Consider the following 23,110-nt stretch of genomic DNA (forward strand, 5'->3'; position numbering starts at 1 on the left):
TTAAGAGCAAGAAAGTATTATGTTCGATCAAAATGTGACTTCACCGTTTACTACGACAGTAACAACGCCTTCTCAAACTCAAGCTCAAAAGCCGCTGCGCGACTCGGTTAAACAAGCGGTTAATAAGTATCTTAAACAACTCGACAACGCCAACATCGACAATTTATACGAACTGGTACTGGCAGAGGTAGAAGCGCCGCTGCTTGAAGAAGTCATGACTTACACCCGCGGCAACCAAACCCGCGCGGCCATCATGATGGGCATCAACCGCGGTACACTTCGCAAGAAGCTAAAACAGTACGGTATGAACTAAAATTTGACGGGCTTCGCCCAACCAAAGAGCACCTTTTCACGGTGCTCTTTTTGTTTCACCTCTACTAACTACCAAGACATCACTATGCATACACCAAAACCTATTAAACGCGCGCTATTAAGTGTTTCGGATAAAACCGGTATTGTCGAATTTGCTGAGGCATTGCACCAGGCTGGAGTAGAACTACTGTCTACCGGCGGCACCGCAAAACTACTGAGCGAGGCGGGCTTGCCGGTAACTGAAGTTTCTGAGCATACGGGTCACCCAGAAATTATGGATGGCCGGGTAAAAACATTACATCCTAAAATCCATGGTGGCATTTTAGGCCGCCGGGGTCAGGATGAAAGCACAATGGCTCAAAACGAAATCAAGCCAATTGACCTGGTGGTAGTGAACCTGTACCCGTTTGCGCAAACCGTGGCCAACCCTGAGTGTACTCTTGCCGATGCGATTGAAAATATCGATATTGGCGGCCCCACTATGGTGCGCGCTGCAGCAAAAAACCATAACGATGTCACTATTGTGGTTAATGCCAGTGACTACAACCTGGTGTTAGAGCAAATGAGCGACAATGCCGGTTCGTTGCGCTATCAAACTCGTTTTGATTTAGCCATAAAAGCATTTGAACATACCGCGCAATACGACGGCATGATTGCAAACTATTTTGGCGCCCGGCTTGATTCGGTTGAATGTGACGCTGATTGTGAGCACCAGCACAGTGAGTTTCCGCGAACCATTAATATGCAAATGACAAAAAAACAAGATCTCCGTTATGGCGAAAACAGCCATCAGGAGGCCGCGTTTTATGTCGAAAATATTATCCAGGAAGCATCCGTAGCCACCGCTACGCAGCTTCAGGGAAAAGCCCTGTCATTTAATAATATTGCCGATACCGATGCGGCGCTTGAATGTGTGAAAGAGTTTGAAGAGCCTGCTTGTGTTATTGTCAAACACGCGAACCCCTGCGGTGTAGCTATTGGTGATAATATTTTAAGTGCCTATGACCGCGCATTTACCACCGACCCTACCTCGGCATTCGGTGGCATCATAGCGTTTAACCGGAGTCTTGATGCCAATACAGCCACCGCCATTGTGGAGCGCCAGTTTGTAGAGGTTATTATTGCACCGGCGGTGTCTGAAGAGGCACAGCAAATTGTGGCAGCCAAGAAAAATGTACGCTTGTTGGTCTGTGGTAGTTGGCATGACCAGCTGACCGAAGGGTACGACTTTAAACGAGTTAATGGTGGCTTGCTGGTTCAGGAACGTGATTTTGGTATGGTTGAAGCTGAAGACTTAGAAGTAGTAAGCAAGCGTCAGCCAACTGAAGACGAATTGCGCGACTTACTGTTTTGCTGGAAGGTTGCCAAATATGTTAAGTCTAATGCCATTGTATATTGTAAAGATGGAATGACCATTGGCGTAGGCGCAGGTCAAATGAGTCGGGTTTATTCTGCCAAGGTGGCCGGCATTAAAGCCAGTGATGAAAATCTGGAAGTGGCCGGTTCGGTTATGGCTTCTGACGCTTTTTTCCCATTTCGCGATGGCATAGACGCGGCCGCGGCCGCAGGAATTAAAGCGGTAATTCAGCCGGGTGGCTCAATTCGGGACGAAGAAGTCATTAAGGCTGCAGACGAACATGACATTGCTATGGTCTTTACCGGCATGCGTCATTTCAGGCATTAATTTTAGGTTTACTGCCTTCAATTGAATCATTCTGAGGCTGCAACACGTAACCAAGATAACTCTTTGCTACGTGTTGCATTATACGCCGGGGTAAAATGCCCCGATAGCAAAAATCGCTTTAAACTAACCCGCAGTATTAGGGCTAAGTACTTTCACTATAATGAGATAAGGAAAAACCATGAAACACACTATGCGTTTAGTTGCAGCGTCGCTGCTGGCAATGTCGGCCTCTTCTGCTTATGCAGATCCTGTTTCTGAAGCAGTAAAAAGCGAGCATCGCAGCGCCGAAGCCAAATTACGCGATGAGTATCGTAACCCACAGCAAACCTTGCGCTTTTTCGAGGTAGAACCGACCGATACCGTGGTAGAGGTTTCACCCGGCGGCGGTTGGTATACGGATATATTGGCACCCTTGTTACATGAAGATGGTCAGCTGATTGCCGCTCACTTCTTTGTTGATGAGAACAGCAACGACTATTACAAAAAGTCGTTAGAAAAGTTCAAAGAAAAAGTGGCCAACCACCCTCCTTATAAAAATATTAAGGTCACAGCCTTTCATCCCACCAAGGCATTGGAAATTACTGAAGCAGGCAGCGCCGATGTAGTACTGACCTTTCGCAATGTTCACAATTGGTATTTTAATGATGCAGACAAAGCTTTAGAGAATGCATTCAACTCTTTCTATAAAGCCTTGAAGCCAGGTGGCACATTGGGTGTAGTAGAGCATGAACTGCCTGAGTCTGCTGATGACAGCAAGATGGAAAAAAGCGGCTATATGAAACGTTCTGTGGTGGTAGAAGCCGCCAAAGCTGCCGGCTTTGAACTGTCGAAGCAAAGCGACATCAACGCCAATACAATGGATACCGCTGATCATCCTAAAGGCGTATGGACGTTGCCGCCATCATTGCGTTTGGGTGAGCAAGATCGCGCTAAATATCTTGCTATTGGCGAGAGCAATCGTATGACGCTAAAATTTGTAAAACCTGAATAATTAACGGAAACTTTAATGAATGTACTTGTTATCGGCGGCGGTGGCCGCGAGCATGCGTTAGCCTGGAAAGCCGCGCAGTCTTCTTCTGTCAACACAGTATTTGTTGCACCCGGAAACGCAGGCACTGCGGGCGAACCGGGGTTACAAAATGTTGACATAAATGCCACAGACATCGATGGGTTGCTCACATTTGCGCAAAAAAATGACGTGGCGCTAACTATTGTGGGCCCCGAAGCGCCGTTGGTTGCAGGTATAGTCGATACCTTCGAGGCAGCGGGTCAAACTGTCTTTGGCCCGTCAAAAGCGGCGGCTCAGCTAGAAGGCTCTAAAGCGTTCGCCAAAGATTTTCTGGCGCGCCATAATATTCCAACAGCAGCCTACGCTAATTTTACTGAAGTTGAGCCTGCCCTGGCTTATGTTCAGCAACACAGAGCCCCTATTGTCATCAAAGCCGACGGTTTAGCGGCCGGCAAAGGCGTTATCGTGGCGATGACACAAGATGAAGCTGAAGATGCGATTCGTGACATGCTATCCGACAATGCATTTGGCGAAGCGGGTAGCCGAGTGGTTATTGAAGAGTTTCTGGAAGGTGAAGAAGCTTCGTTTATCGTTATGGCAGATGGCCAGAGCGTTTTGCCTTTTGCCACCAGTCAGGACCATAAACGGGCAGCCAATGGCGATAAAGGGCCCAACACTGGCGGTATGGGGGCGTATTCTCCGGCCCCGGTGGTAACCCCGCCAATCCACCAGCGAATCATGGATGAGGTAATATTACCCACCATCAAAGGTATGGCCGAAGAAGGTCATTCTTATAAAGGTTTTCTTTACGCAGGTCTGATGATAGCGGCCGATGGTACACCAAAGGTTATTGAATACAATTGCCGCTTTGGCGACCCTGAAACCCAGCCAATTATGCTGCGTTTACGCTCTGATTTAGTTGCGCTTTGTCAGGCCGCTTGTAAGGGCGAGCTTGCCAGTCAACAGATTGAATTTGACGAGCGCGCTGCGGTCGGCGTGGTGCTGGCGGCGGGAGGATACCCAGGCAGCTATGCCAAAGGTGAAGTAATCAGCGGCTTGCAAGATACCGATACCCAAGAAGGCAAGGTATTTCATGCCGGTACGACAGAACAAAATGGTGAGATTGTCACCAGCGGTGGACGGGTACTGTGTGCTACCGCACTAGGCAGCAATGTTACCGCAGCCCAGCAACATGCCTATGCGCTGGTTAACCATATTCACTGGCAGGATATGTACTTCAGAACCGACATTGCTCACAGAGCCATAGCCCGTGAAAGCGAAGCATAACGCCTGTTGATGCTTAAACGCATAATGGTATCTGGCGGTATAAATACGTGCCGTTAGCCACAAAATGCTGCAAATAAACAGCCTGTTTATGGGTTTAGTAAACAGGCTGCCTCTTGATTAATCTTATCAGCCAGCTTATAACTAGTGTCCGGCTTCGAGTACATTGCACCGTATGTCTGTAAAACATCCTATTATCGCCATCACGGGTTCGTCCGGTGCCGGCACCACAACCACGACCAATGCCATCCGTCATATTTTTCGTAATCTTGACGTTAATGCTGCGGTGGTCGGGGGCGACAGCTTTCATCGGTTTACCCGGCCCGAGATGGAAGTTGAAATTCGAAAAGCTCAGGAGCAGGGTCGGCATATCAGCTATTTTGGCCCCAAAGCCAACGACTTTGATTTACTTGAAACGTTGTTTCAGGAGTATGGTCATACAGGCCTTGGGCAGTATCGCCAATATTTACACACCTTTGATGAAGCTGTGCCCTTTAATCAAATGCCCGGGACTTTTACACCGTGGCAAGAACTGCCTCAAAAAACGGATTTACTGTTTTACGAGGGGTTACATGGTGGCGTAAAAACAGAAGATAACGATGTAGCCCAGTTTGTTGATTTGCTGGTGGGCATGGTGCCCATTGTCAATTTAGAGTGGATTCAGAAAATTGTGCGCGATACTACTGATCGTGGTCATTCGCGTGAGGCTGTGATGAGCAATATTGTGCGCGGGCTGGACGATTACTTTCATTACATCACGCCGCAATTTTCTCGCACCCATGTCAATTTTCAGCGTGTCCCCACGGTTGATACCTCAAACCCATTTAGCGCCCGCGAAATTCCATCGCAGGATGAAAGCTTTGTAGTGGTTCGGTTTCGCCGTGAAATGCGTAATGTGAATTTTCCTTATTTACTGCAAATGATTGAGGGCTCGTTTATGTCTCGTATCAATACTCTGGTGGTACCTGGCGGCAAAATGGGGTTGGCTATGGAACTTATTCTAACGCCCTTGATTGAAGAGATTCTGGATAAAAAGCGGCGTGCAGGTCATCAGATGGACTGGGTAAGTACCGATTAATTTACTGATTATCGGTAAGCGCAACTAAGTTGTAGCGCTAAGTACCTTAAAGCTCACCATCGTGGCCTGGGTCTGATGTACGTCCCCGATGCCGATATCTTTTTTCCTGACACCCTTTGTAACACTCCTTATTGCAAATCTACCGGCGAACATATTGGAGCCGTAAAGAATTGTGGTTATAGTGAAAGAAAACAAAAAACAGGCATATTATGGGTCAGGAAACCTCAAAAATACTGGTCGTCGATGATGACATGCGATTGCGGGCTTTACTTGAACGCTATTTAGTAGAACAAGGCTATCAGGTTCGTAGCGCTGCTAATGCCGATCAAATGGACCGTTTGTTGGCGCGCGAAAACTTTCACATTATGGTGCTGGACCTTATGCTTCCCGGCGAAGATGGTCTGTCTATATGCCGTCGTTTGCGCCAGGCTCAAAACGATATGCCTATTATTATGCTGACCGCCAAAGGCGACGAGGTTGACCGTATAATCGGCCTTGAAATGGGCGCGGACGACTACCTGCCAAAACCGTTTAATCCCCGTGAACTGCTAGCTCGCACCAAAGCCGTACTGCGCCGCAAAATTGCCGATGCGCCCGGCGCGCCTACCCGCGGTGAACAAGTCATAGAATTTGGAACCTACAAGCTTAATCTGGCCACCCGCGAAATGCTAGATTCGGGCGCCCCTTTATCTCTGACCAGTGGCGAATTTGCGGTGTTAAAGTCACTGGTTACTCATCCGCGCGAGCCGTTGTCGCGTGATAAATTGATGAACCTGGCGCGGGGCCGCGACTATAGCGCTTTAGAGCGCAGCATTGATGTTCAGGTATCGCGTTTGCGGCGTATGCTTGAAAAAGATCCCGCCTCACCCCGCTACATTCAGACGGTATGGGGCTTGGGGTACGTGTTTGTGCCTGATGGCGAAGCGCAGGACTAAGCCGGACAATCTTAAATATGCGAATTTTACCCAAAAGCGCGTTTGGGCAAACGGTTTTGCTTATTGGCATGCTGCTGCTGGTTAACCAGGTGGTGTCATACCTTTCGGTAACCTATTACTTTATTCGTCCTACTTCAGCCCAAATCAACAGTCTGCTGGCCACCCAGGTACAAGGCATGTTGGCAAAAGGTATTTTAGACAGCAAAACCACACAACGGCGTATCTATACCGAAGCCACCGGCATTAGTGTGTTAAGTACCTCCGAAGCAATGCAACGCGGCCTGGCAGAAACCACCGGCTACCGGTTTATGTCTAATCAGGTGTCGGCGCAGCTCGCGCAAAATGCTGATGTGCGCATTAGCACTATGGACAGCGACCGTATTAAAGATAAGCCTTACCTGGTCTGGATATCACTTAGCAGCCATCCCAATACGTGGATAAGCATACCTCTTTCAGGATGGGCAGAAGCCAATATTTCACCACTGACGATTTACCTGATGGTTATAGGCAGTCTGAGCGTATTGGGAGGCTGGTTATTTGTGCGCCGGCTGAATCGGCCGCTTCATGCTTTACAAAGCGCCGCATTACAGGTGGGTAAAGGTCAGACTCCGGCACCATTAAAAGAACAGGGCAGCAGCGAAATTATTGAAGTTACCCGGGCGTTTAATCGTATGAATCAGGGCATTGCCCAGCTTGAGCACGACAGAACATTGATGACGGCCGGTATTTCTCACGATCTGCGAACTCCCCTGACCCGGATTCGTCTGGCCACCGAAATGCTGCCTGCCGAAAGCGACTGGGTGCGCGAAGGCATCGTGCACGACATTGAAGATATGAATGCTATTATCGACCAGTTTATTGATTATGCCCGAATGGATACCATAGGTCAGCAGGAGCTAACCGACCTGAATGACCTGATTAAAGAGCAGGCTCAGGTTCGTCATATCGAAGAGACTCACCATATTGAGTTAAAGCTTACACCTTTACCCCACGCTCCTTTGGGGCGGGTAGCCGTTAAGCGGGTGTTGGATAATCTTATAGAAAATGCATTTCGTTACGGTAGCGACAAAATTACGGTAACCAGTTTTTTTGATCAAAAAAGTAAACGCATTTTTTGCAAGATCAGAGATTTTGGCCCGGGTATTCCAGACACCTCGCTGGGTAACATGTTTCAGCCTTTTACCCAGGCCGACAGTGCCCGGGGAAGTACGGGTTCGGGGCTGGGACTTGCCATTACCCGGCGAATTATCAATAGTCACAATGGCGAAATCACCTTGCGAAATCACCCTCAGCAGGGTTTGATTGCAGAGTTTTGGCTGCCTGTTACAACAAAATAAACCAATGAATTTTGACTGCATTGCGAGCCAGCATTTTCTATACTTACGGTTACAGCTCGCCATGCACATTAGGGACAAAACGTGAAACCATTTGTATTGTTGATCATCTTAAGCTGGACTATTCAGGTTTCGGCGCAATCCACGTTACAAGGCGAAAGCTGGGCCGTAGAACGTATTGATGATCATCTTACCCGCAGCGTTGAGAGTGGTTTTTCGGGTGCACTGATTATTGCCAGTAAAAATAAAGTCGTGCTGAAAAAAGGTTATGGCCAGGCTGAACACAATCAGTCTTCGCTAATCACGCCTGCCACCCTGTTTGATATTGGCTCAGTAACAAAACAGTTTACCGCGGCGCTTGTTGTAAAACTGCAAAGCGAAGGCAAACTGAGTGTGCAGGATACTTTAGCCCGCTACTTTGCAAAAGTTCCTGAAGACAAACAAAGTATCACCCTTCACCAACTGCTAACCCACTCTTCCGGCTTGCCCGGTGGTATCGGCGTTAGCGACTTTGACCCCATAAGTACCGAGGTATTTTTTGAAACAGTGCTCAGTACGCCTCTTATTGATAAGCCTGGCGCCTCGTTTCATTACTCAAATGTGGGTTACAGCGTACTGGCGCGTATTATCGAAAAAGTAACCTCAATGACCTATGAGTCAGCATTGCGCAAATATCTTTTGCTTCCTGCGGGTATGGAGCACACCGGCTACCTGCAGTTAAACACCGATCAGCAACAAGTTGCACCAGGTTATAAAGCGGGCGTGCTGAGAGTGCAGCCTAATTTAGCGCACTATCGCCAGCATGGACGGGTGAGCTGGGCGCTAAAAGGCAATGGGGGCTTGGTATCTTCGGTGGAAGACATGTACTTGTGGTATCAGGCGCTACAAAATCATACCGTTATCAGCGCAGCGCAATGGGATGAGCTTAGTCATCCGCATGTTTTAGCCAATGCTAAATTTCAGGAGCATTATGGCTATGGCTGGTCATTGTATCGTGCGCCTGATGGGGGCCAGCTAATTACACACAATGGCTCAGATGGTGTATTCTACTTTGACTTCAGGTGGCAGCCCGAGCAGCAACAGGTAATAATTTTTGCATCAAATGCATTGATGCAGCCAACCCCGGCGCTCAGCGAAAACATTGAATTGATGCTTGCAGACAACACCTTTAACCCGCCAGCGTTTGAACCTGGCCCGATAACCCGGGTATTACGTTTTGCGCTGAATTATTCATCTTCACCGCAAGCACTGAAAAAAGCATTAATTCGGCAATTTAGCCAGGTAATGGAAGAACGGGTGGTGCTTAATCGCGCGGGGCTGGCATTGTCAGATGCCGGCTACCATAAAAAAGCCATTGTACTGCTAGAGCTTAATACCGAGCAGTTTTCTGATGACGGTAATTTATGGGACAGTTTGGGTGAAGCTCAGCTTAAAGATAACCAGCTAGAGGCAGCCAAACATAGCTTTGCAAACGCGCTGGCTCTGGCACCCGATAAGCGCTGCTACTGGTGTGCTAATGCGCGCAAAAAGCTTGAGCATATCAAGCTGCGACAAAAAGCTGCAACACCGGTTACATCAGGCAGTGCCGGTTAAATAGTTGATATTAGCAAAGGCCATTATTACATCTTTAGCAAATGCGATGCGTGGGTGACGCAATGCGCCTTTTTTCCATACCAGATATACATTGTTTTGTGGGCCCGGCTCGCCCAACTGTACCAGTTCGCCCGTTTTAATTGCGCCTTTGCATAAATAGTCAGGTAACACAGTATAGCCGATGCCCGAGCGTACAATGGACGCTATGGCGCGAATATCGGGGCATATGGCCGCCACCCGCGACTCACAGGTTGCATCAAATACCGCATGAAAATACTGTCGGATTAAAGGTAATTGTTCATCATAAGCCACCGCCTTGTATTGATTTAACAAGGCAGCGCTGATGGGTTTGCCCTTAAGCTCTCGACCCTCCACCCGATTCATCACCAGCAATAACGATTCTTTATCCAGTACCTGCCATTCGTAACGGGTCGTGTCTGGCACCGAAGCGGTAATGGCTAACTCGGCGGTTTGATTTTCAAGCAGCGTATAGGTGTTGTTTTTATTGCCGGTGTGAATCACCAGGTTCACTTGCTCAGCCTGCAGCAAATTTGCCAATTGCGGCCCGGCGACAAAACTCAGGTATTCGGCTGGTCCGGCTAAATTCAAAGTTCCGAATACGGTGGCTGCGCGACTGCGAATAGACGCTACTTTTTGCTCAAGAATGTCGATGTGCGAAGACACCTGCAAAGCTAAATCGTGCGCAACGCTGGTAGGCTCTACCCCCCGGGCTTTGCGAATAAACAACTCTTTACCAATGACTGTTTCCATAATTTGGATGTGCGAGGTAACCGCCGGTTGAGACATTTGTAAATTCGCCGCCGCCCGGGTGATATTGCCACTGCGATAAACTTCAACAAAGGTTTTTAACTGTGTGAGGTGCGACATACTTACGACCCATCAGAATATTTATGGCTGACGGCAATTTATCTGACTTCTTCATATGACGCAATACCGCTAGTATTCGCTCCACTAACAGGCGGCTAGTGAGCTTCAGCCGCTTTTGAGCTAAAGCTGAAGCACCAAGTCTATCCAGCCGTGTATTACGCAGGGCGGTACGAGCGATAACAATGTACCGGCACCTGCACAGATTATAATTTAAGGAGCAGTACTCTGTGTTGAATTTTACTTTTAAAAACCGCACCGAAATTTTATTCGGCGAAGATCAGGTTCAGGAAATCGCCAGCCGGTTACCTGAACACGCTAATGTGCTGTTTTTGTATGGCGGCGGCTCCATCAAGAAAAATGGCATATTTGATGATGTGACAAAGGTATTAAGTAACGTCAATGTGATTGAGTTTGGTGGCGTAGAACCAAACCCTGAGTATGAAACCTTGATGCGGGCGGTACAGGTGGCGCGCGACAATCAGGTGAATTTTATTCTGGCTGTGGGTGGAGGCAGTGTTATTGACGGGGCAAAGTTTATTGCCGCAGCAGTTAACTTTGCTGGTAACCCCTGGGATATTCTGGTCAGTGGCGCCGAATTTTCTAATCCGCTACCCATTGGCGCGCTACTTACCCTGCCCGCCACCGGCTCAGAAAGCAACGGTAACTCGGTCGTTAATCGCAGAGAAACGGCACAAAAACGGGCATTTGGTGCAGATTCGGTGCAGCCGGTATTTGCCGTGCTTGACCCCACATATACTTATTCCCTGCCGCCCCGACAGGTTTCCAACGGTGTGGTAGATGCCTTTGTCCATGTTATCGAGCAGTATCTAACCTATCCGGTTAACGCCCCGCTACAAGATCGTTTTGCCGAAGGTATTTTGCAAACTTTGCTTACAGAAGGCCCAAAAGCATTGAGTACGCCACACGATTACGATGTGCGCGCCAATGTAATGTGGTCGGCCACCATGGCGTTAAACGGTTTGATTGGTAAGGGTGTGCCGCAAGACTGGGCTACTCACATGATTGGCCATGAACTTACTGCATTGTACAGCCTGGACCATGCCCAGACGCTGGCAATTGTGTTGCCTTCATTGATGTTTGTACAACGCGAGCAGAAAAAATCGAAAATACTGCAGCTGGGTGAACGTGTGTTTGGGATCACCGGCGAAGATGAAGGTCGTTGTATCGATTTAACCATCAAAGCAGTACAGGACTTTTTTGAAGATATGCAGGTCAAAACACGTCTGGCCGACTATCAGATTGAGAAAAGCAGCATTGATGACATTGTGGCAAATCTTGAGAAAAATGGCATGACCGCCTTGGGCGAACATGGCGATATTGATTTAGCCAAAGCACGGCAAATACTGAATTTGGCTGCGTAACTTTTAACGCCAGGCGTGAGTACACTACACACCCCATTGCCTGGCTATGACCCAACTTTTGAAGGAGTTATCTTCATGTCCGCATTATTTGAACCATTGAAAATTAAAGACATTACCTTACGTAACCGCATTGCAGTGCCGCCTATGTGCCAGTACAGCGCCAAAGACGGACTTATCAATGAATGGCACCAGGCGCACTATGCCACGCTGGCTCGTGGTGGTGCAGGCTTAGTGGTGGTTGAAGCTACGGGCGTATCTCCAGAAGGGCGCATTACTCCCGGATGTCTTGGCTTGTGGGATGACAAACATATTGAAGGCCTTACCCAGGTAGCTGAAAAAATTAAACAAGGCGGCGCAGTTGCCGGTATTCAGCTGGCGCATGCTGGTCGTAAAGCCAGCGCGAACAAACCCTGGGAAGGCGATGATCACCTGGCTGATAACGATCCTACCGCCTGGCAACCTATTGGTCCTTCAGCTGATGCCTTTGGGGCTAATTTGCCACGTACGCCACAGGCAATGACCAAAAGTGATATTAACCGGGTTAAGCAAGAATTTGTCGATGCGACAAAACGCGCAATTGAAGCCGGTTTTGAGTGGCTTGAGCTGCATTTTGCTCATGGTTATCTGGCGCAAAGCTTTTTCTCAGAACATGCCAATAAGCGTACCGATGAATACGGCGGTGACTTTGCCGGTCGCAGCCGATTTTTAATCGAAACATTACAAGCGGTTAGAAAAGAATGGCCTGAAAACCTGCCACTTACCGTTCGTTTGGGTGTGGTCGAATTTGATGGCAATGACGAAAAAATGTTGAGCGAGTCAGTCGAGCTGGTTAAACAGTTTAAACAAGCAGGGACCGACTTTGTCAGTGTCAGTATTGGCTTTAACACACCAGAAGCTGATATTCCGTGGGGCCCTGCTTTCCTGGCGCCTATTGCTCAGCGTATTCGTGATGAAGCGCAAATCCCGGTGGCTACCGCCTGGGGCGTGGATACCCCAGAGCTAGCGAATGAAACTATTGCTAATGAACAAATTGATGTCGTGATGGTAGGCCGCGCGCATCTGGCTAATCCGCATTGGACCTATTATGCAGCGAAGCAGCTGGCAAAAGAAGACCCGTCGTGGGTATTGCCCGCACCGTATGCGCACTGGTTACATCGCTACGCCCCTGCGGCCGAACGATAAAATGATAAAAAAGGCGCGGTTGTTAATCCGCGCCTTTTTATTGTAAATGTTCCCCCAGCAATGGAATAAGCGTATTAAACCGCGCCGGCAGTTCGCGATTTTTCCGGTAGATTAAAAATAATGGCTCTTCAATAAGCGGCATACTTCCCATCACCGATACCCGCTCGCTATGATTACTTTTTTCCAGCACACTGCGCGGCAGCACGGTAAAGCCCAGGCCACGTGCCACCGGCAACAAAATATCGTGAATCTGATTGATAAACCCATGAGTGGGAATTTGAGCAAAAGGCACCGCCCGTAACAGTGCCGAAGCGCTGCTGCCCAAATACAGAGAGGTATAATAATCGCTGTCAGGATGACGAATCATACCCAGCCCGCAAAGATACGAATTCAGACTTTGGGCCCCCTGAGGCCGGTGGGCCGGCACCATCAGCGCAATGGCTTCCCTGCCTATTGGCTGGGCGGCAAAATGCAGAGAGTCCGGTTTTTCTGACACAATACCTAAATCTATATCCCCCTGCGTAATGCCCTGCAAAATACTCCGGTAGGGAGCGGCCTGCATGTGTATTGTTAAAGCGGGATATTGATGTTGTAAATCCAGCAGATGACCATAAAGTCGAATGGCCGTAGAGCCTGAACAGGCCAAGCGACAAGCACCCGCAAAGGGATCTTCAGCTCCTAACTGACTCAACAGCTGCTGTTCAGATTCGCTCAGTTGCCTGGCGTACTGATACAACTGCTCGCCCTGCGCGGTAATGGTAAAGCTTTTACCTTTGCGTTTTAGCAAGGCATGGCCACAGGCGGCCTCCAGCTTTTTGATATGCTGACTCACCCCAGGCTGAGTCATGAACAAAGTTTCGGCCGTACGGGTGAAGTGGCCGGTATCCACCAGCATCTGAAAAGTCTTGAGCCACACCGGATTCAGTTTCATAAAAATAAATTATCATTTTGAATATAATTGATAATTTATCATTTTAGCATTAGCGGCGTAAGCTTATTCCTGAATTCATCAGAACAAGTGAGACCTGTTATGCCCACCCCTTATCCAAGAACGTTCAGCCATATTGGTTTGTCGGTCCCTGATTTAGATGCAGCGGTAAAGTTTTATACCGAAGTGCTGGGCTGGTATTTGATTATGAAGCCTACCACTATCGAAGAAGATGACAGCCCCATTGGACAAATGTGTACCGATGTCTTCGGTCCAGGCTGGGGTGAGTTTAAAATTACCCATTTATCGACCGGGGACCGTATCGGCGTTGAGATTTTCCAGTTTAAAAAGCAGGAAAATCCGGAAAACAACTTTGAGTACTGGAAAACCGGTATCTTTCATTTTTGTGTACAGGACCCGGATGTAGAAGGTCTGGCGGCTAAAATTGAAGAAGCCGGTGGCAAACGCCGTATGAAGGAACCACGGTATTATTATCCGGGCGAGAAACCTTACCGGATGATTTACATGGAAGACCCGTTTGGCAATATTTTGGAAATTTATAGCCACAGTTATGAATTGACCTACGCCAGCGGTGCCTACGAATAAGCATCCCGAGCCCCGCAAATGATGGGGGGTAATTACAGCCTGTAATTAAGTAGCTTTTGCTATACATTGAAAAACGTATGAAAAAGGCGCGATGATTGATCATCGCGCCCGGCCGATAGAAAATAATGAGTGGTTTAGTCGATTATTGCTCGGTTGGAGGGGTTTCGTCGAAACGCCCTGCATGAATCGCTTCCACATCAATGCTGTCGAACCGGTATTCGGTGTGACAATACTGGCAATTCATTTTTACTGCGCCTTCTTCTTCAACAATTTGCAAAAGTTCGGCTTTTTCAACGTTACGTAATGCTTCAGCACTACGGGCACGTGAGCAAGAGCAGGCAAACTGTATCGCGACTGGCTCAAACAGCTCTACCTCTTCCTGGTGATACAGTCGATACAAAGTATCCTGCACAGACAGGCTGAACATTTCTTCACTGGATAAGGTTTCGCTTAGCTTTACCAGATGCTCAAAGTCGGTATCTTCATCTACATTGGTATTGCTGGCCTGAGTGGGCATAACCTGCAATAAAATACCTGCGGCTCTGGCATGTTCTGGCTGACTTAGGTCGGTGTATAACAATACCTTAGTGGCAAGCTGCTCAGACTGAGCAAAGTAGCCTTCCAGGCACTCAGCCAAAGAAGGTTTATCAAGTGCCACTACCCCTTGATAGCGCTCGCCTTCATCAGGGGTGATAGTGATAACCAGTACCCCTTTTTTAATTTGCTCATCAAAGGTTTCCGGCAGTGTTGTCAATGTTTCGTCCCAGCGTGCAACCCCACGCAGGGTGTGATCACTTGTGGCACTGATGACGGCATATTTTACCGCGCCCTGGCCTTGTACCTGCAGGCTGATTTCGCCTTTAAATTTTAAAATAGCGGTTAACAAACAAGTAGCGGCTGCCATTTCGCTCAGCAAACGCTGTATTTGTACCGGGTATTCATAGCTGTGCACAATTTGTTGCAGGCTGTCATCCAGTCGAGCCAGCTCTCCACGCACATTCGCGCGATTGAACAAAAAACGATGCAGTTGGTCAAAGTCATTCATAATAAGGGCAGATCCTGTTGTTTTGCTAAACCCGTAAGTGACCCGGGTTAACTGTGCTTTAGCTTGATAATTTCACGACGTTGCTTTTTGTCCGGACGGCCGTCGGGTTTTGGACTATGGAACGAATTTAACTTTCTGGCTTGCTGGTTTGCTTCCCGGTTAACAATACTTTGCTCGGTTTCTTTGTAAAGTTCCTGTGCCAGCGGCGCACCAAGACGTTTGTCGCTAAGCGCCAGAATTTCAATTTCTTTGGTATCGTAGCCTACCGGAACAAGCAACATCGCTCCAGGTTCAACGTTACGACCGGGTTTTGCGCGCTGACCGTTATAGTGTACTTTACCTGATTGCACCATGTCTCTGGCCTGCGCCCGGGTCTTAAAAAAGCGGGCCGCCCATAGCCATTTATCAAGCCTGACATTTTGTGTTTGCTGGGTTTGTTTTGGATTACTCATGTAATAATTTCGCCACTGTTACATTTACTGTTGTGAGCGCCTTACCGTCTGGGCTATTATGAATTTGCCAAACTTACGGTTTACCTTATTTTAACTATTACAAGCAGTGCACCGTTAATAGCATGACATTTGATAAAATAAATTACCATTCTCTGACTGCGACACTAAGTCAGCACCAAAAGACGCTGCGCAACATCGTGGTTGTGCTATTAAGTATCTACTTACTGGCATTTTTAGCCCGTGTTATTTGGCAACTTGTGCCCACACCGGCCAGCTCAGTGGCTCCTTCAACAATAAACACGTCGGTAATTGCTGACGCTAATGCCAAAGGTGGGGTCGATGTTTCGCGAATACAACAGTTAAATCTGTTCGGGAAAAAAAATGAAGCGCCGGCTAAACAGGTAGAACAAAAAGTAACTGATGCCCCGCAAACCAAACTGAATTTAGTATTGACCGGTGTAGTGGCCAGTTCAATAGTTGAACAAGCTGCGGCTATCATAGAACACAAAGGCAGCCAGATGGTGTATGGGCTGGGAGAAAAAATTGACAGCACCAATGCCATCTTAAAACAGGTAGAAACCGATCGCGTTATTATTAAAAATGGAGCGCGTCACGAAACCTTAATGCTCGATGGAGTAGACTACGAAAAAGGTCAGAAAAATTCCAGAACTGCCAATAACAATCGTGGTCGAACATTAGCGAATTCTGGAGCCCAGCGTCAAATTGCGACGAATAACAACGCAACTCAGCTAAACCGGGAGGCCGCCGAAGCAACCAGTGCTCTGCGCGAACAGCCCTCAGACTTTACCGACTTTATCTCAATTGCTCCTGAAACGGCTGATGGGCAGTTGGTAGGTTACAAAGTAAAGCCCGGAAAAAATCCGGCGTTATTTGAATCAGCCGGGCTTGAAGCCGGCGACATTATTGTACAGATTAATGGGTTAAGCCTGACTGACACACAACAGTCTATGGAAGCCATGAATGCATTGCGTTCGGCGCAAAATATCGAGTTGACATTGACCCGTGACGGAGAATATCAAACCGTTTATCTTGATATCCCTGCCACTGGCGAAGAATAAGAATAGGAATACATACATCATGAGGCGAGCTAGTCGTACATTGCTGTCAAAATTTACCGTCGCTGTTTGCGCGGCATTGCTCAGCTTAAGTGTTTCTGTGACCGCGGCAGAATACATGCCTAATTTTAAAGATACGGATATTAATGAGTTCATTAATATTGTAGGCAAAAATTTAGAGCGCACCATTATCGTGGACCCCAACGTGCGGGGGAAAATCAGTGTTCGCAGCTATGACATGCTGGACGAAGAGCAGTATTACCAGTTTTTTTTGAATGTGTTGCAGGTGTACGACTTTGCCGTGGTTGAAATGCCAAACGGCATATTAAAGGTGGTGCGCTCTAAAGATGCTAAAACATCTAACATACCGGTAATGGAAGGCGCTCTGCTTGATGGTGATGAAATGATCACCCGGGTAGTGCCTGTGTACAACGTACCAGTACGCGAACTGGCGCCTATTTTACGCCAGCTTAATAACCAGGCCGGCGGGGGCAATGTGGTAAGTCACGATGCTTCCAATGTGATGATGCTGACCGGCCGGGCAGCCGTAGTCAATCGGCTGGTAGAGATTATTGAACGTGTGGACCAGGCGGGCGACGAAGAAGTAGAGATTGTAAAGCTGCGCTACGCTTCGGCTTCAGAAATGGTACGTATTGTTGATAGCATTAATAAGTCGCAGGGCAAAGCCACCGCAGGGGCAAAGTCGGCGCCACGGGCAGTAGCTGACGATCGTACCAACTCGGTTATTGTGAGTGGCGACGAAAAGGGCCGCAACCGAATTGTTAACCTTATTCAGCGTATGGATCAGGAGCTTGAAACCAACGGCAATACTCGCGTGGTGTTTCTTAACTACGCAAAAGCCGAAGATTTGGTGAAGGTATTGCAAGGCGTTTCTGCCAGCATTCAGGCTGAAGAAGGTGGAAGCGGACAAAATCGACGGGCTGCTTCAGCAAGCCGTGATATTTCAATTGAATCTCATGAGTCTTCTAACGCCGTAGTAATTACTGCTGAGCCCGATATGCTGCAATCTCTTGAAGAGGTCATTCGCCAGCTTGATGTGCGCCGGGCCCAGGTTCAGGTTGAAGCCATTATTGTCGAAGTGTTTGAAGGTGATGGCACCACTTTAGGGGTTCAGTGGGTCTCGGAACAAGGCGGCGGTACGCAATTTAATAATGGTATTGTGCCGGTTGGCGCGCTGGGTGTAGCACTAAGACAAGCCGAAGACGAAACCGACACCGAAGCTTTTATTACCGACGACGGCAGTGTTGTTCAGGTTACCACCCGCGATGAAGGCAATTTAACCCCGCTGGCCAGTTTGCTGTCAGGGGCCAATGGTCTGATTGCCGGCATTATAGATAATGGCTGGGGCGCGGTTGTACAGGCAGTCAGTACCGACACAAACTCTAATGTTCTGGCCACACCGCATCTGACCACCATGGACAACGAAGAAGCCTTTTTTATCGTGGGCCAGGAAGTGCCAATTATTACCGGCACCACCACCGGCGATAGCAACTCTAATCCGTTTCAGACGGTAGAGCGTCAGGAAGTGGGCATTAAGCTAAAAGTTACCCCCCAAATAAACGAAGGTGATGCCGTACAGCTAACCATAGAACAGGAAGTTTCAAGCGTAAGCGGCGCCACTGCTGTCGATATATCAATTAACAAACGACAAATCAAAACTACTGTCATTGTTGATGATGGCGGCACCATTGTGCTGGGTGGCCTGATTGACGAAGATGTACAGGAAAGTGTCTCAAAAGTGCCCTTGTTAGGGGATATCCCCATCATCGGCCACTTGTTTAAATCAACGTCTATCAGTAAACGCAAACGTAACCTGATGGTGTTTTTGCGCCCCAAAATTGTACGCGACGGGGTAACAATGAACGAAATCAGTCATCGCAAATACAACTATATCCGAGCTCAGCAAATTCGCCACCAGCAAGAAGGCGGCTCGTTTTTAACCGACGACGAACAGCCCTCAATGCCTGGGTGGGATGACTCGCTAGCCCTGCCCCCTTCCTTTGAAGAATATATTCTGGAGCAACAGAAAAAGGAAGATAACTAAGCATGGCTGGTAATGACGAGCAGTTACAACATGCTGCCCTGCGAGCGCAGGAAGAGGCGTTAGAATCTGCAGCCTTAAATGATGAGTTGGCCCCAAAGGATCCGCGCCAGCTCAGCTTTAGTTTTGCCAAGCGTAATAGGGTACTATTAGAAACCAATTGCGAGCCGGCAGTACTGTACTACACCGCAGAAACCCCGTTTAGTGTGTTTGCCGAGGTCAGACGGTTTTATGGTGAAGGGTTTACCCTGACCGAAATTCCGGTGGATGAATTTGAAGGCCTGCTGACCAAAGCATTTCAACGGGATTCGTCGGCGGCTAAGCAATTAATGGAAGATTTAGGCAACGAAAGTGATTTATTTGCCCTTGCCGAAGAATTGCCTGACACCGAAGACTTACTTGATAGCGAAGACGATGCGCCTATCATCAAACTTATCAATGCTATGTTGGGCGAAGCCATTAAAGAAGGGGCGTCAGACATACACATCGAAACCTTTGAAAGTCAGCTGGTCGTAAGATTTCGGGTTGATGGCGTATTGCGCGAAATATTAAGACCTAATCGTAAGTTGTCTTCTATGCTGGTATCGCGCATAAAAGTAATGGCGAAGCTGGATATCGCTGAAAAGCGGGTGCCTCAGGATGGTCGTATTACTTTACGTATTGCAGGTCGCGCGGTTGATGTTCGGGTTTCTACCATGCCATCAAGTCATGGTGAGCGAGTAGTTTTACGCTTGCTTGATAAAAACAACGTCCGTCTGAATTTAGAAGATTTGGGCATGACAAAAGCTAACCGCGACCACTTTGCCACCCTTATTCGCAAACCCCACGGTATTATCCTGGTTACCGGTCCAACCGGGTCGGGTAAAAGTACCACCTTGTATGCAGGTTTAAGCGAAATTAACAGCAAAGACCGGAATATTCTTACGGTTGAAGACCCCATCGAATTTGATTTACAGGGCATTGGCCAGACTCAGGTCAATCCGCGGGTAGAGATGACTTTTGCCCGGGGGCTACGCGCTATTTTGCGACAAGATCCTGATGTGGTGATGGTCGGTGAGATTCGGGATATCGAAACAGCGCAAATTGGCGTACAAGCCAGTTTAACAGGCCATTTGGTATTATCGACACTGCACACCAATACTGCGGCCGGCGCAATCACACGACTTGAAGATATGGGGATTGAGTCGTTTTTATTATCCTCTAGCTTACTGGCGGTATTGTCACAGCGTCTGGTTCGTACCCTGTGTGGCGACTGTAAAACGGCGCATCAGCCCAGCGAGCAGGAAGCTCTGATTTTAGGGGTGGCCGAGCTGTCGTCGGTCCCTGCTATCTATGCTCCTCGGGGCTGCGCGGCCTGCAATCAAACTGGTTATCGGGGCCGTACCGGCATTCACGAATTACTGATTATCGACGAAAAAATTCGTGAAATGATGCATGAAGCAAAAGGTGAGCAAGCCATTGAGCGCTACGTACGTAAATTTACTCCCAGTATTCGTGAAGATGGCTGTCGTAAAGTACTATCTGGCGTAACGTCGCTTGAAGAAGTACTTAGGGTTACCCGGGAAGATTAATCATGGCAGCATTTTCTTATAAGGCCGTGAATGCCCGGGGCCGAAATACCAGTGGCGTACTTGAAGGCGACAACGCCAGACAAGTGCGTCAGCAGCTACGTGAAAAAGGCCTGATTCCGGTAGAGGTAGAACAGGTTGCTGAAAAGCATCGTCAAAAGCAAACCCGGTTTACGTTATTCAGACCACGTATTTCAGCCTCTGAACTGGCGCTGTTAACCCGCCAAATGGCTACGCTGGTCGAGTCAGCTTTGCCCATTGAAGAAGCCTTGCTTGCCGTGGCCGAACAAAGCAGCAAACCCAGTCAGCGCAATATGATGATGGCGGTACGTAGCAAAGTGGTCGAAGGCCATGGCCTGGCCGATGCCATGGGCGAGTTTCCCAGTATTTTTGATGAATTGTATCGCGCTATGGTGGCCGCAGGTGAAAAATCAGGACACCTTGATACAGTGCTAAACCGTTTGGCTGACTACACCGAACGGCGCCAGCAAACTCGCAGTCAAATTACACAGGCCCTGATTTATCCGTCATTGATGATGTTTTTCGCCATTGGCATCGTATTGCTACTATTAACCGTAGTGGTACCCAAAATAGTCGACCAGTTTGATCATATGGGTCAGGATTTGCCCGGCATTACACAGCTGCTTATCAGTATCAGTGAATGGTTACAAAATTACGGGCTTTATTTGCTGGTTGTGCTGGTAGTGTTGGCGGTGGTTTTATCACGTCTGTTGCAACAGCCCGCGTTAAAGCTTAAGTACCACAAGTGGCTGTTAAAAGTACCGCTCATTGGTAAAGTGACACGTGGCCTGAATACCTCGCGGTTTGCCAGAACACTCAGTATTTTATCTTCAAGTGCGGTGCCCTTGTTAGAAGCTATGCGTATTTCCGCCGATGTACTTGAAAATAAATACATGAAGCAACAAATTATGGCGGCTGCGCTTAATGTTAAAGAAGGCAGCAGCCTGCGTGCGGCATTAGATAACACGGGTATGTTTCCGCCAATGATGATGCATATGATTGCGTCGGGCGAAAAGTCAGGCGAGTTACAAAATATGCTAGGCCGGGCTGCTGATAATCAGGACCGTGAATTTGAATCTTTGGTGAGTATTTCACTCAAAGTATTTGAACCGATGTTGATTGTTACCATGGCTGCCGTGGTACTGTTTATTGTTATCGCAATTTTACAACCTATTCTGGAACTTAATAAAACGGTGAACTTATAATGAGAACTTCTGTCCGTCCTGCTGGTTTTACCCTCATTGAGGTCATGGTGGTATTACTGATTATTGGTATTATGGCCTCTATTGTAGCGCCAAATATTATGGGCAATCAGGAAGACGCCAAGCTGCAAAAAGCGGCTGTAGATATACAGCAACTCGAAAGTGCAGTAGAGATGTATAAGCTGAAAAACAGTCAGTTTCCTACCACTGAACAAGGCCTTGATGCTTTGGTAAACGAGCCGACTATTGAGCCATTGCCACGCAACTATCCGCAGGGAGGCTTTATTAAACGTCTGCCAGAAGACCCCTGGAACAATCCCTACGTAATTATTAGCCCGGGAGAAATGGGACAGGTGGATATTTTTTCTAATGGCCCTGACCAGCAGCCCGGTACCGATGATGACATTGGCAACTGGAACCTGAACGAATACCAGTAATTTGATAGGCAATAGGTGGTCTGAATGAAGTCGCACAGGTCGGTATTTACAGCCCGCGGCTTCACTTTGCTAGAGATTATGCTGGTACTCTTGCTCATGGGCCTGGCCACCAGCGTGGTTATTTTTAACGGATTTAGCAGTAACCAAGCCGAGCAGCTTGAACAACATGCTCGCCGCTTTCAGGTTCTCACCGATATGGCGTCAGACTATGCGGTGATGAATCAACAGCAGCTGGGGATACGCATAGCCCCTGACATCAATGGCTATTTTTTTATGGTGTTAAACGATGAAAATCGGTGGCAGCAAATTGATGATATAGAGATTTACGCTGCACGCGAATTACCTGAGCCTTTTTCTTTAACGCTGAATTTAGATGACCTGCCCTGGGATCAGGAGCAGCAACTGTTCGACCGGGAAATATTTGATGAGCAGTTTTCTTTAGATGACAGCGACATCAATGTAGGTAGTGCAGAAGATAAACCCTTGCCCCCACCCCAAATACTCATTATGTCCAGCGGTGAGATTACCCCTTTTATTCTTACCTTTGCCTACGAACCCGACTACACAAACGAAGATCCGACGTATTTTCAGCTGCAACTACAGGACTTTGCGCCGGTTGAGCTTACCGGCCCCCTGCGAGACGTTGAGCTATGAGCACTTTACGGTTACAGACCGGCATGACTTTGCTGGAAGTTATGGTCGCTTTATTTATCTTTGCGATGGCCGGGACTGCGGTTATGAAAGCGGCCACTGAGCACTTATCCAGCGTGGGCGATATTGAAGAAGTTACCTTTGCGACCTGGGTGGCCTCAAACCGGTTAAACCAGATAAAACTAACCTCAAAGTGGCCGCCTGAAAACAATGAGAAAGGCACTATCGAAATGGCTGACAGAACCTGGTATTGGCAGCAAAATGTCAAAAAAACCAATGATAAAGGTTTGCGCCAGATTGAAGTAAAAGTAGGTCTGGATGAGTCGTACCAGTCAAGTGTGACCTCAGTGGTGAGTTATGTGTCGCAGCCTGAGGTATAAC

Annotated in this window: 22 protein-coding genes; 18 read left to right on the forward strand and 4 right to left on the reverse strand. The window is 48.0% G+C overall.

The window, feature by feature from the left end; all coding sequences use genetic code 11:
* Positions 1 to 19: 19 nt before the first annotated feature.
* The 8 genes from fis to JK130_RS10050 all read left to right on the forward strand — a co-directional run bounded on the left by fis (position 20) and on the right by JK130_RS10050 (position 9,229).
* A complete protein-coding gene (fis, locus tag JK130_RS10015; RefSeq protein WP_018982332.1) occupies positions 20 to 313 on the forward strand; it encodes a DNA-binding transcriptional regulator Fis in 294 nt (97 codons plus the stop codon).
* A gap of 84 nt (positions 314 to 397) precedes the next feature.
* Positions 398 to 1,996 (forward strand): bifunctional phosphoribosylaminoimidazolecarboxamide formyltransferase/IMP cyclohydrolase, encoded by a 1,599-nt coding sequence (purH, locus tag JK130_RS10020; protein WP_218354177.1) that lies wholly within the window; start codon positions 398 to 400, stop codon positions 1,994 to 1,996.
* A gap of 178 nt (positions 1,997 to 2,174) precedes the next feature.
* On the forward strand, positions 2,175 to 2,987 hold the full coding sequence (locus JK130_RS10025; RefSeq protein WP_218354178.1) for a class I SAM-dependent methyltransferase: 813 nt from the start codon (positions 2,175 to 2,177) through the stop codon (positions 2,985 to 2,987).
* Positions 2,988 to 3,002: 15 nt separating this feature from the next.
* Positions 3,003 to 4,292, forward strand: a complete 1,290-nt coding sequence (gene purD / locus JK130_RS10030) for a phosphoribosylamine--glycine ligase (protein WP_218354179.1) — start codon at positions 3,003 to 3,005, stop codon at positions 4,290 to 4,292.
* Between the two features lie 172 nt (positions 4,293 to 4,464).
* A complete protein-coding gene (locus tag JK130_RS10035) occupies positions 4,465 to 5,367 on the forward strand; it encodes a phosphoribulokinase (protein WP_218354180.1) in 903 nt (300 codons plus the stop codon).
* Between the two features lie 209 nt (positions 5,368 to 5,576).
* A complete protein-coding gene (gene ompR / locus JK130_RS10040) occupies positions 5,577 to 6,302 on the forward strand; it encodes an osmolarity response regulator transcription factor OmpR (protein WP_218354181.1) in 726 nt (241 codons plus the stop codon).
* Positions 6,303 to 6,319: 17 nt separating this feature from the next.
* Complete coding sequence (envZ, locus tag JK130_RS10045) at positions 6,320 to 7,639, forward strand: two-component system sensor histidine kinase EnvZ (protein WP_218354182.1); 1,320 nt, start codon at positions 6,320 to 6,322, stop codon at positions 7,637 to 7,639.
* 81 nt (positions 7,640 to 7,720) lie between these two features.
* Complete coding sequence (locus JK130_RS10050; RefSeq protein ID WP_218354183.1) at positions 7,721 to 9,229, forward strand: serine hydrolase; 1,509 nt, start codon at positions 7,721 to 7,723, stop codon at positions 9,227 to 9,229.
* On the opposite strand, the gene JK130_RS10055 is transcribed toward JK130_RS10050, so the two are convergent.
* The gene (locus tag JK130_RS10055; protein WP_218354184.1) at positions 9,212 to 10,117 is read right to left on the reverse strand and encodes a LysR family transcriptional regulator; all 906 of its coding nucleotides are present in this window, start codon (positions 10,115 to 10,117) and stop codon (positions 9,212 to 9,214) included. The genes JK130_RS10050 and JK130_RS10055 overlap by 18 nt on opposite strands.
* A gap of 227 nt (positions 10,118 to 10,344) precedes the next feature.
* Between JK130_RS10055 and JK130_RS10060 the strand changes: the two genes are divergently transcribed.
* Both JK130_RS10060 and JK130_RS10065 read left to right on the forward strand, forming a co-directional pair.
* Complete coding sequence (locus JK130_RS10060; protein ID WP_218354185.1) at positions 10,345 to 11,499, forward strand: iron-containing alcohol dehydrogenase; 1,155 nt, start codon at positions 10,345 to 10,347, stop codon at positions 11,497 to 11,499.
* A 75-nt stretch (positions 11,500 to 11,574) separates the two neighbouring features.
* The gene (locus JK130_RS10065) at positions 11,575 to 12,681 is read left to right on the forward strand and encodes an NADH:flavin oxidoreductase/NADH oxidase (RefSeq protein WP_218354186.1); all 1,107 of its coding nucleotides are present in this window, start codon (positions 11,575 to 11,577) and stop codon (positions 12,679 to 12,681) included.
* A gap of 37 nt (positions 12,682 to 12,718) precedes the next feature.
* Here the strand turns inward: JK130_RS10065 and JK130_RS10070 are convergent, their stop codons facing one another.
* Positions 12,719 to 13,612, reverse strand: a complete 894-nt coding sequence (locus tag JK130_RS10070; RefSeq protein ID WP_218354187.1) for a LysR family transcriptional regulator — start codon at positions 13,610 to 13,612, stop codon at positions 12,719 to 12,721.
* Between the two features lie 99 nt (positions 13,613 to 13,711).
* Between JK130_RS10070 and JK130_RS10075 the strand changes: the two genes are divergently transcribed.
* Positions 13,712 to 14,215 carry a lactoylglutathione lyase family protein gene (locus tag JK130_RS10075; RefSeq protein ID WP_218354188.1) on the forward strand — a complete coding sequence of 168 codons (504 nt, stop codon included), beginning with the start codon at positions 13,712 to 13,714 and terminating at the stop codon, positions 14,213 to 14,215.
* 142 nt (positions 14,216 to 14,357) lie between these two features.
* Here JK130_RS10075 and hslO read toward each other — a convergent pair whose 3' ends face one another.
* Both hslO and hslR read right to left on the reverse strand, forming a co-directional pair.
* Positions 14,358 to 15,260 (reverse strand): Hsp33 family molecular chaperone HslO, encoded by a 903-nt coding sequence (hslO, locus tag JK130_RS10080; RefSeq protein ID WP_218354189.1) that lies wholly within the window; start codon positions 15,258 to 15,260, stop codon positions 14,358 to 14,360.
* Between the two features lie 47 nt (positions 15,261 to 15,307).
* On the reverse strand, positions 15,308 to 15,712 hold the full coding sequence (gene hslR / locus JK130_RS10085) for a ribosome-associated heat shock protein Hsp15 (RefSeq protein WP_218354190.1): 405 nt from the start codon (positions 15,710 to 15,712) through the stop codon (positions 15,308 to 15,310).
* A gap of 122 nt (positions 15,713 to 15,834) precedes the next feature.
* Between hslR and gspC the strand changes: the two genes are divergently transcribed.
* From gspC to gspI, 7 genes are read left to right on the forward strand one after another with little or no spacing between them, the layout of a single operon-like run.
* Positions 15,835 to 16,791 (forward strand): type II secretion system protein GspC, encoded by a 957-nt coding sequence (gspC, locus tag JK130_RS10090; RefSeq protein WP_218354191.1) that lies wholly within the window; start codon positions 15,835 to 15,837, stop codon positions 16,789 to 16,791.
* A 16-nt stretch (positions 16,792 to 16,807) separates the two neighbouring features.
* Entirely contained in the window at positions 16,808 to 18,853 is a 2,046-nt protein-coding gene (gene gspD / locus JK130_RS10095) for a type II secretion system secretin GspD (protein ID WP_218354249.1), read from the forward strand.
* A 2-nt stretch (positions 18,854 to 18,855) separates the two neighbouring features.
* Positions 18,856 to 20,421, forward strand: coding sequence for a type II secretion system ATPase GspE (gene gspE, locus JK130_RS10100; RefSeq protein ID WP_218354192.1), 1,566 nt, complete (start codon positions 18,856 to 18,858; stop codon positions 20,419 to 20,421).
* 2 nt (positions 20,422 to 20,423) lie between these two features.
* A complete protein-coding gene (gene gspF / locus JK130_RS10105) occupies positions 20,424 to 21,644 on the forward strand; it encodes a type II secretion system inner membrane protein GspF (RefSeq protein WP_218354193.1) in 1,221 nt (406 codons plus the stop codon).
* Positions 21,644 to 22,078 carry a type II secretion system major pseudopilin GspG gene (gene gspG / locus JK130_RS10110; RefSeq protein ID WP_218354194.1) on the forward strand — a complete coding sequence of 145 codons (435 nt, stop codon included), beginning with the start codon at positions 21,644 to 21,646 and terminating at the stop codon, positions 22,076 to 22,078. Before gspF ends, gspG begins: the two co-directional genes overlap by 1 nt.
* A gap of 24 nt (positions 22,079 to 22,102) precedes the next feature.
* The gene (gspH, locus tag JK130_RS10115; RefSeq protein ID WP_218354195.1) at positions 22,103 to 22,732 is read left to right on the forward strand and encodes a type II secretion system minor pseudopilin GspH; all 630 of its coding nucleotides are present in this window, start codon (positions 22,103 to 22,105) and stop codon (positions 22,730 to 22,732) included.
* On the forward strand, positions 22,729 to 23,109 hold the full coding sequence (gspI, locus tag JK130_RS10120; protein WP_246587752.1) for a type II secretion system minor pseudopilin GspI: 381 nt from the start codon (positions 22,729 to 22,731) through the stop codon (positions 23,107 to 23,109). The genes gspH and gspI overlap by 4 nt, the downstream gene beginning before the upstream one ends.
* Position 23,110 lies beyond the last annotated feature (1 nt).

The sequence above is a fragment of the Alteromonas lipotrueiana genome, assembly GCF_019249245.1.
Lineage (GTDB): Bacteria > Pseudomonadota > Gammaproteobacteria > Enterobacterales > Alteromonadaceae > Alteromonas > Alteromonas lipotrueiana.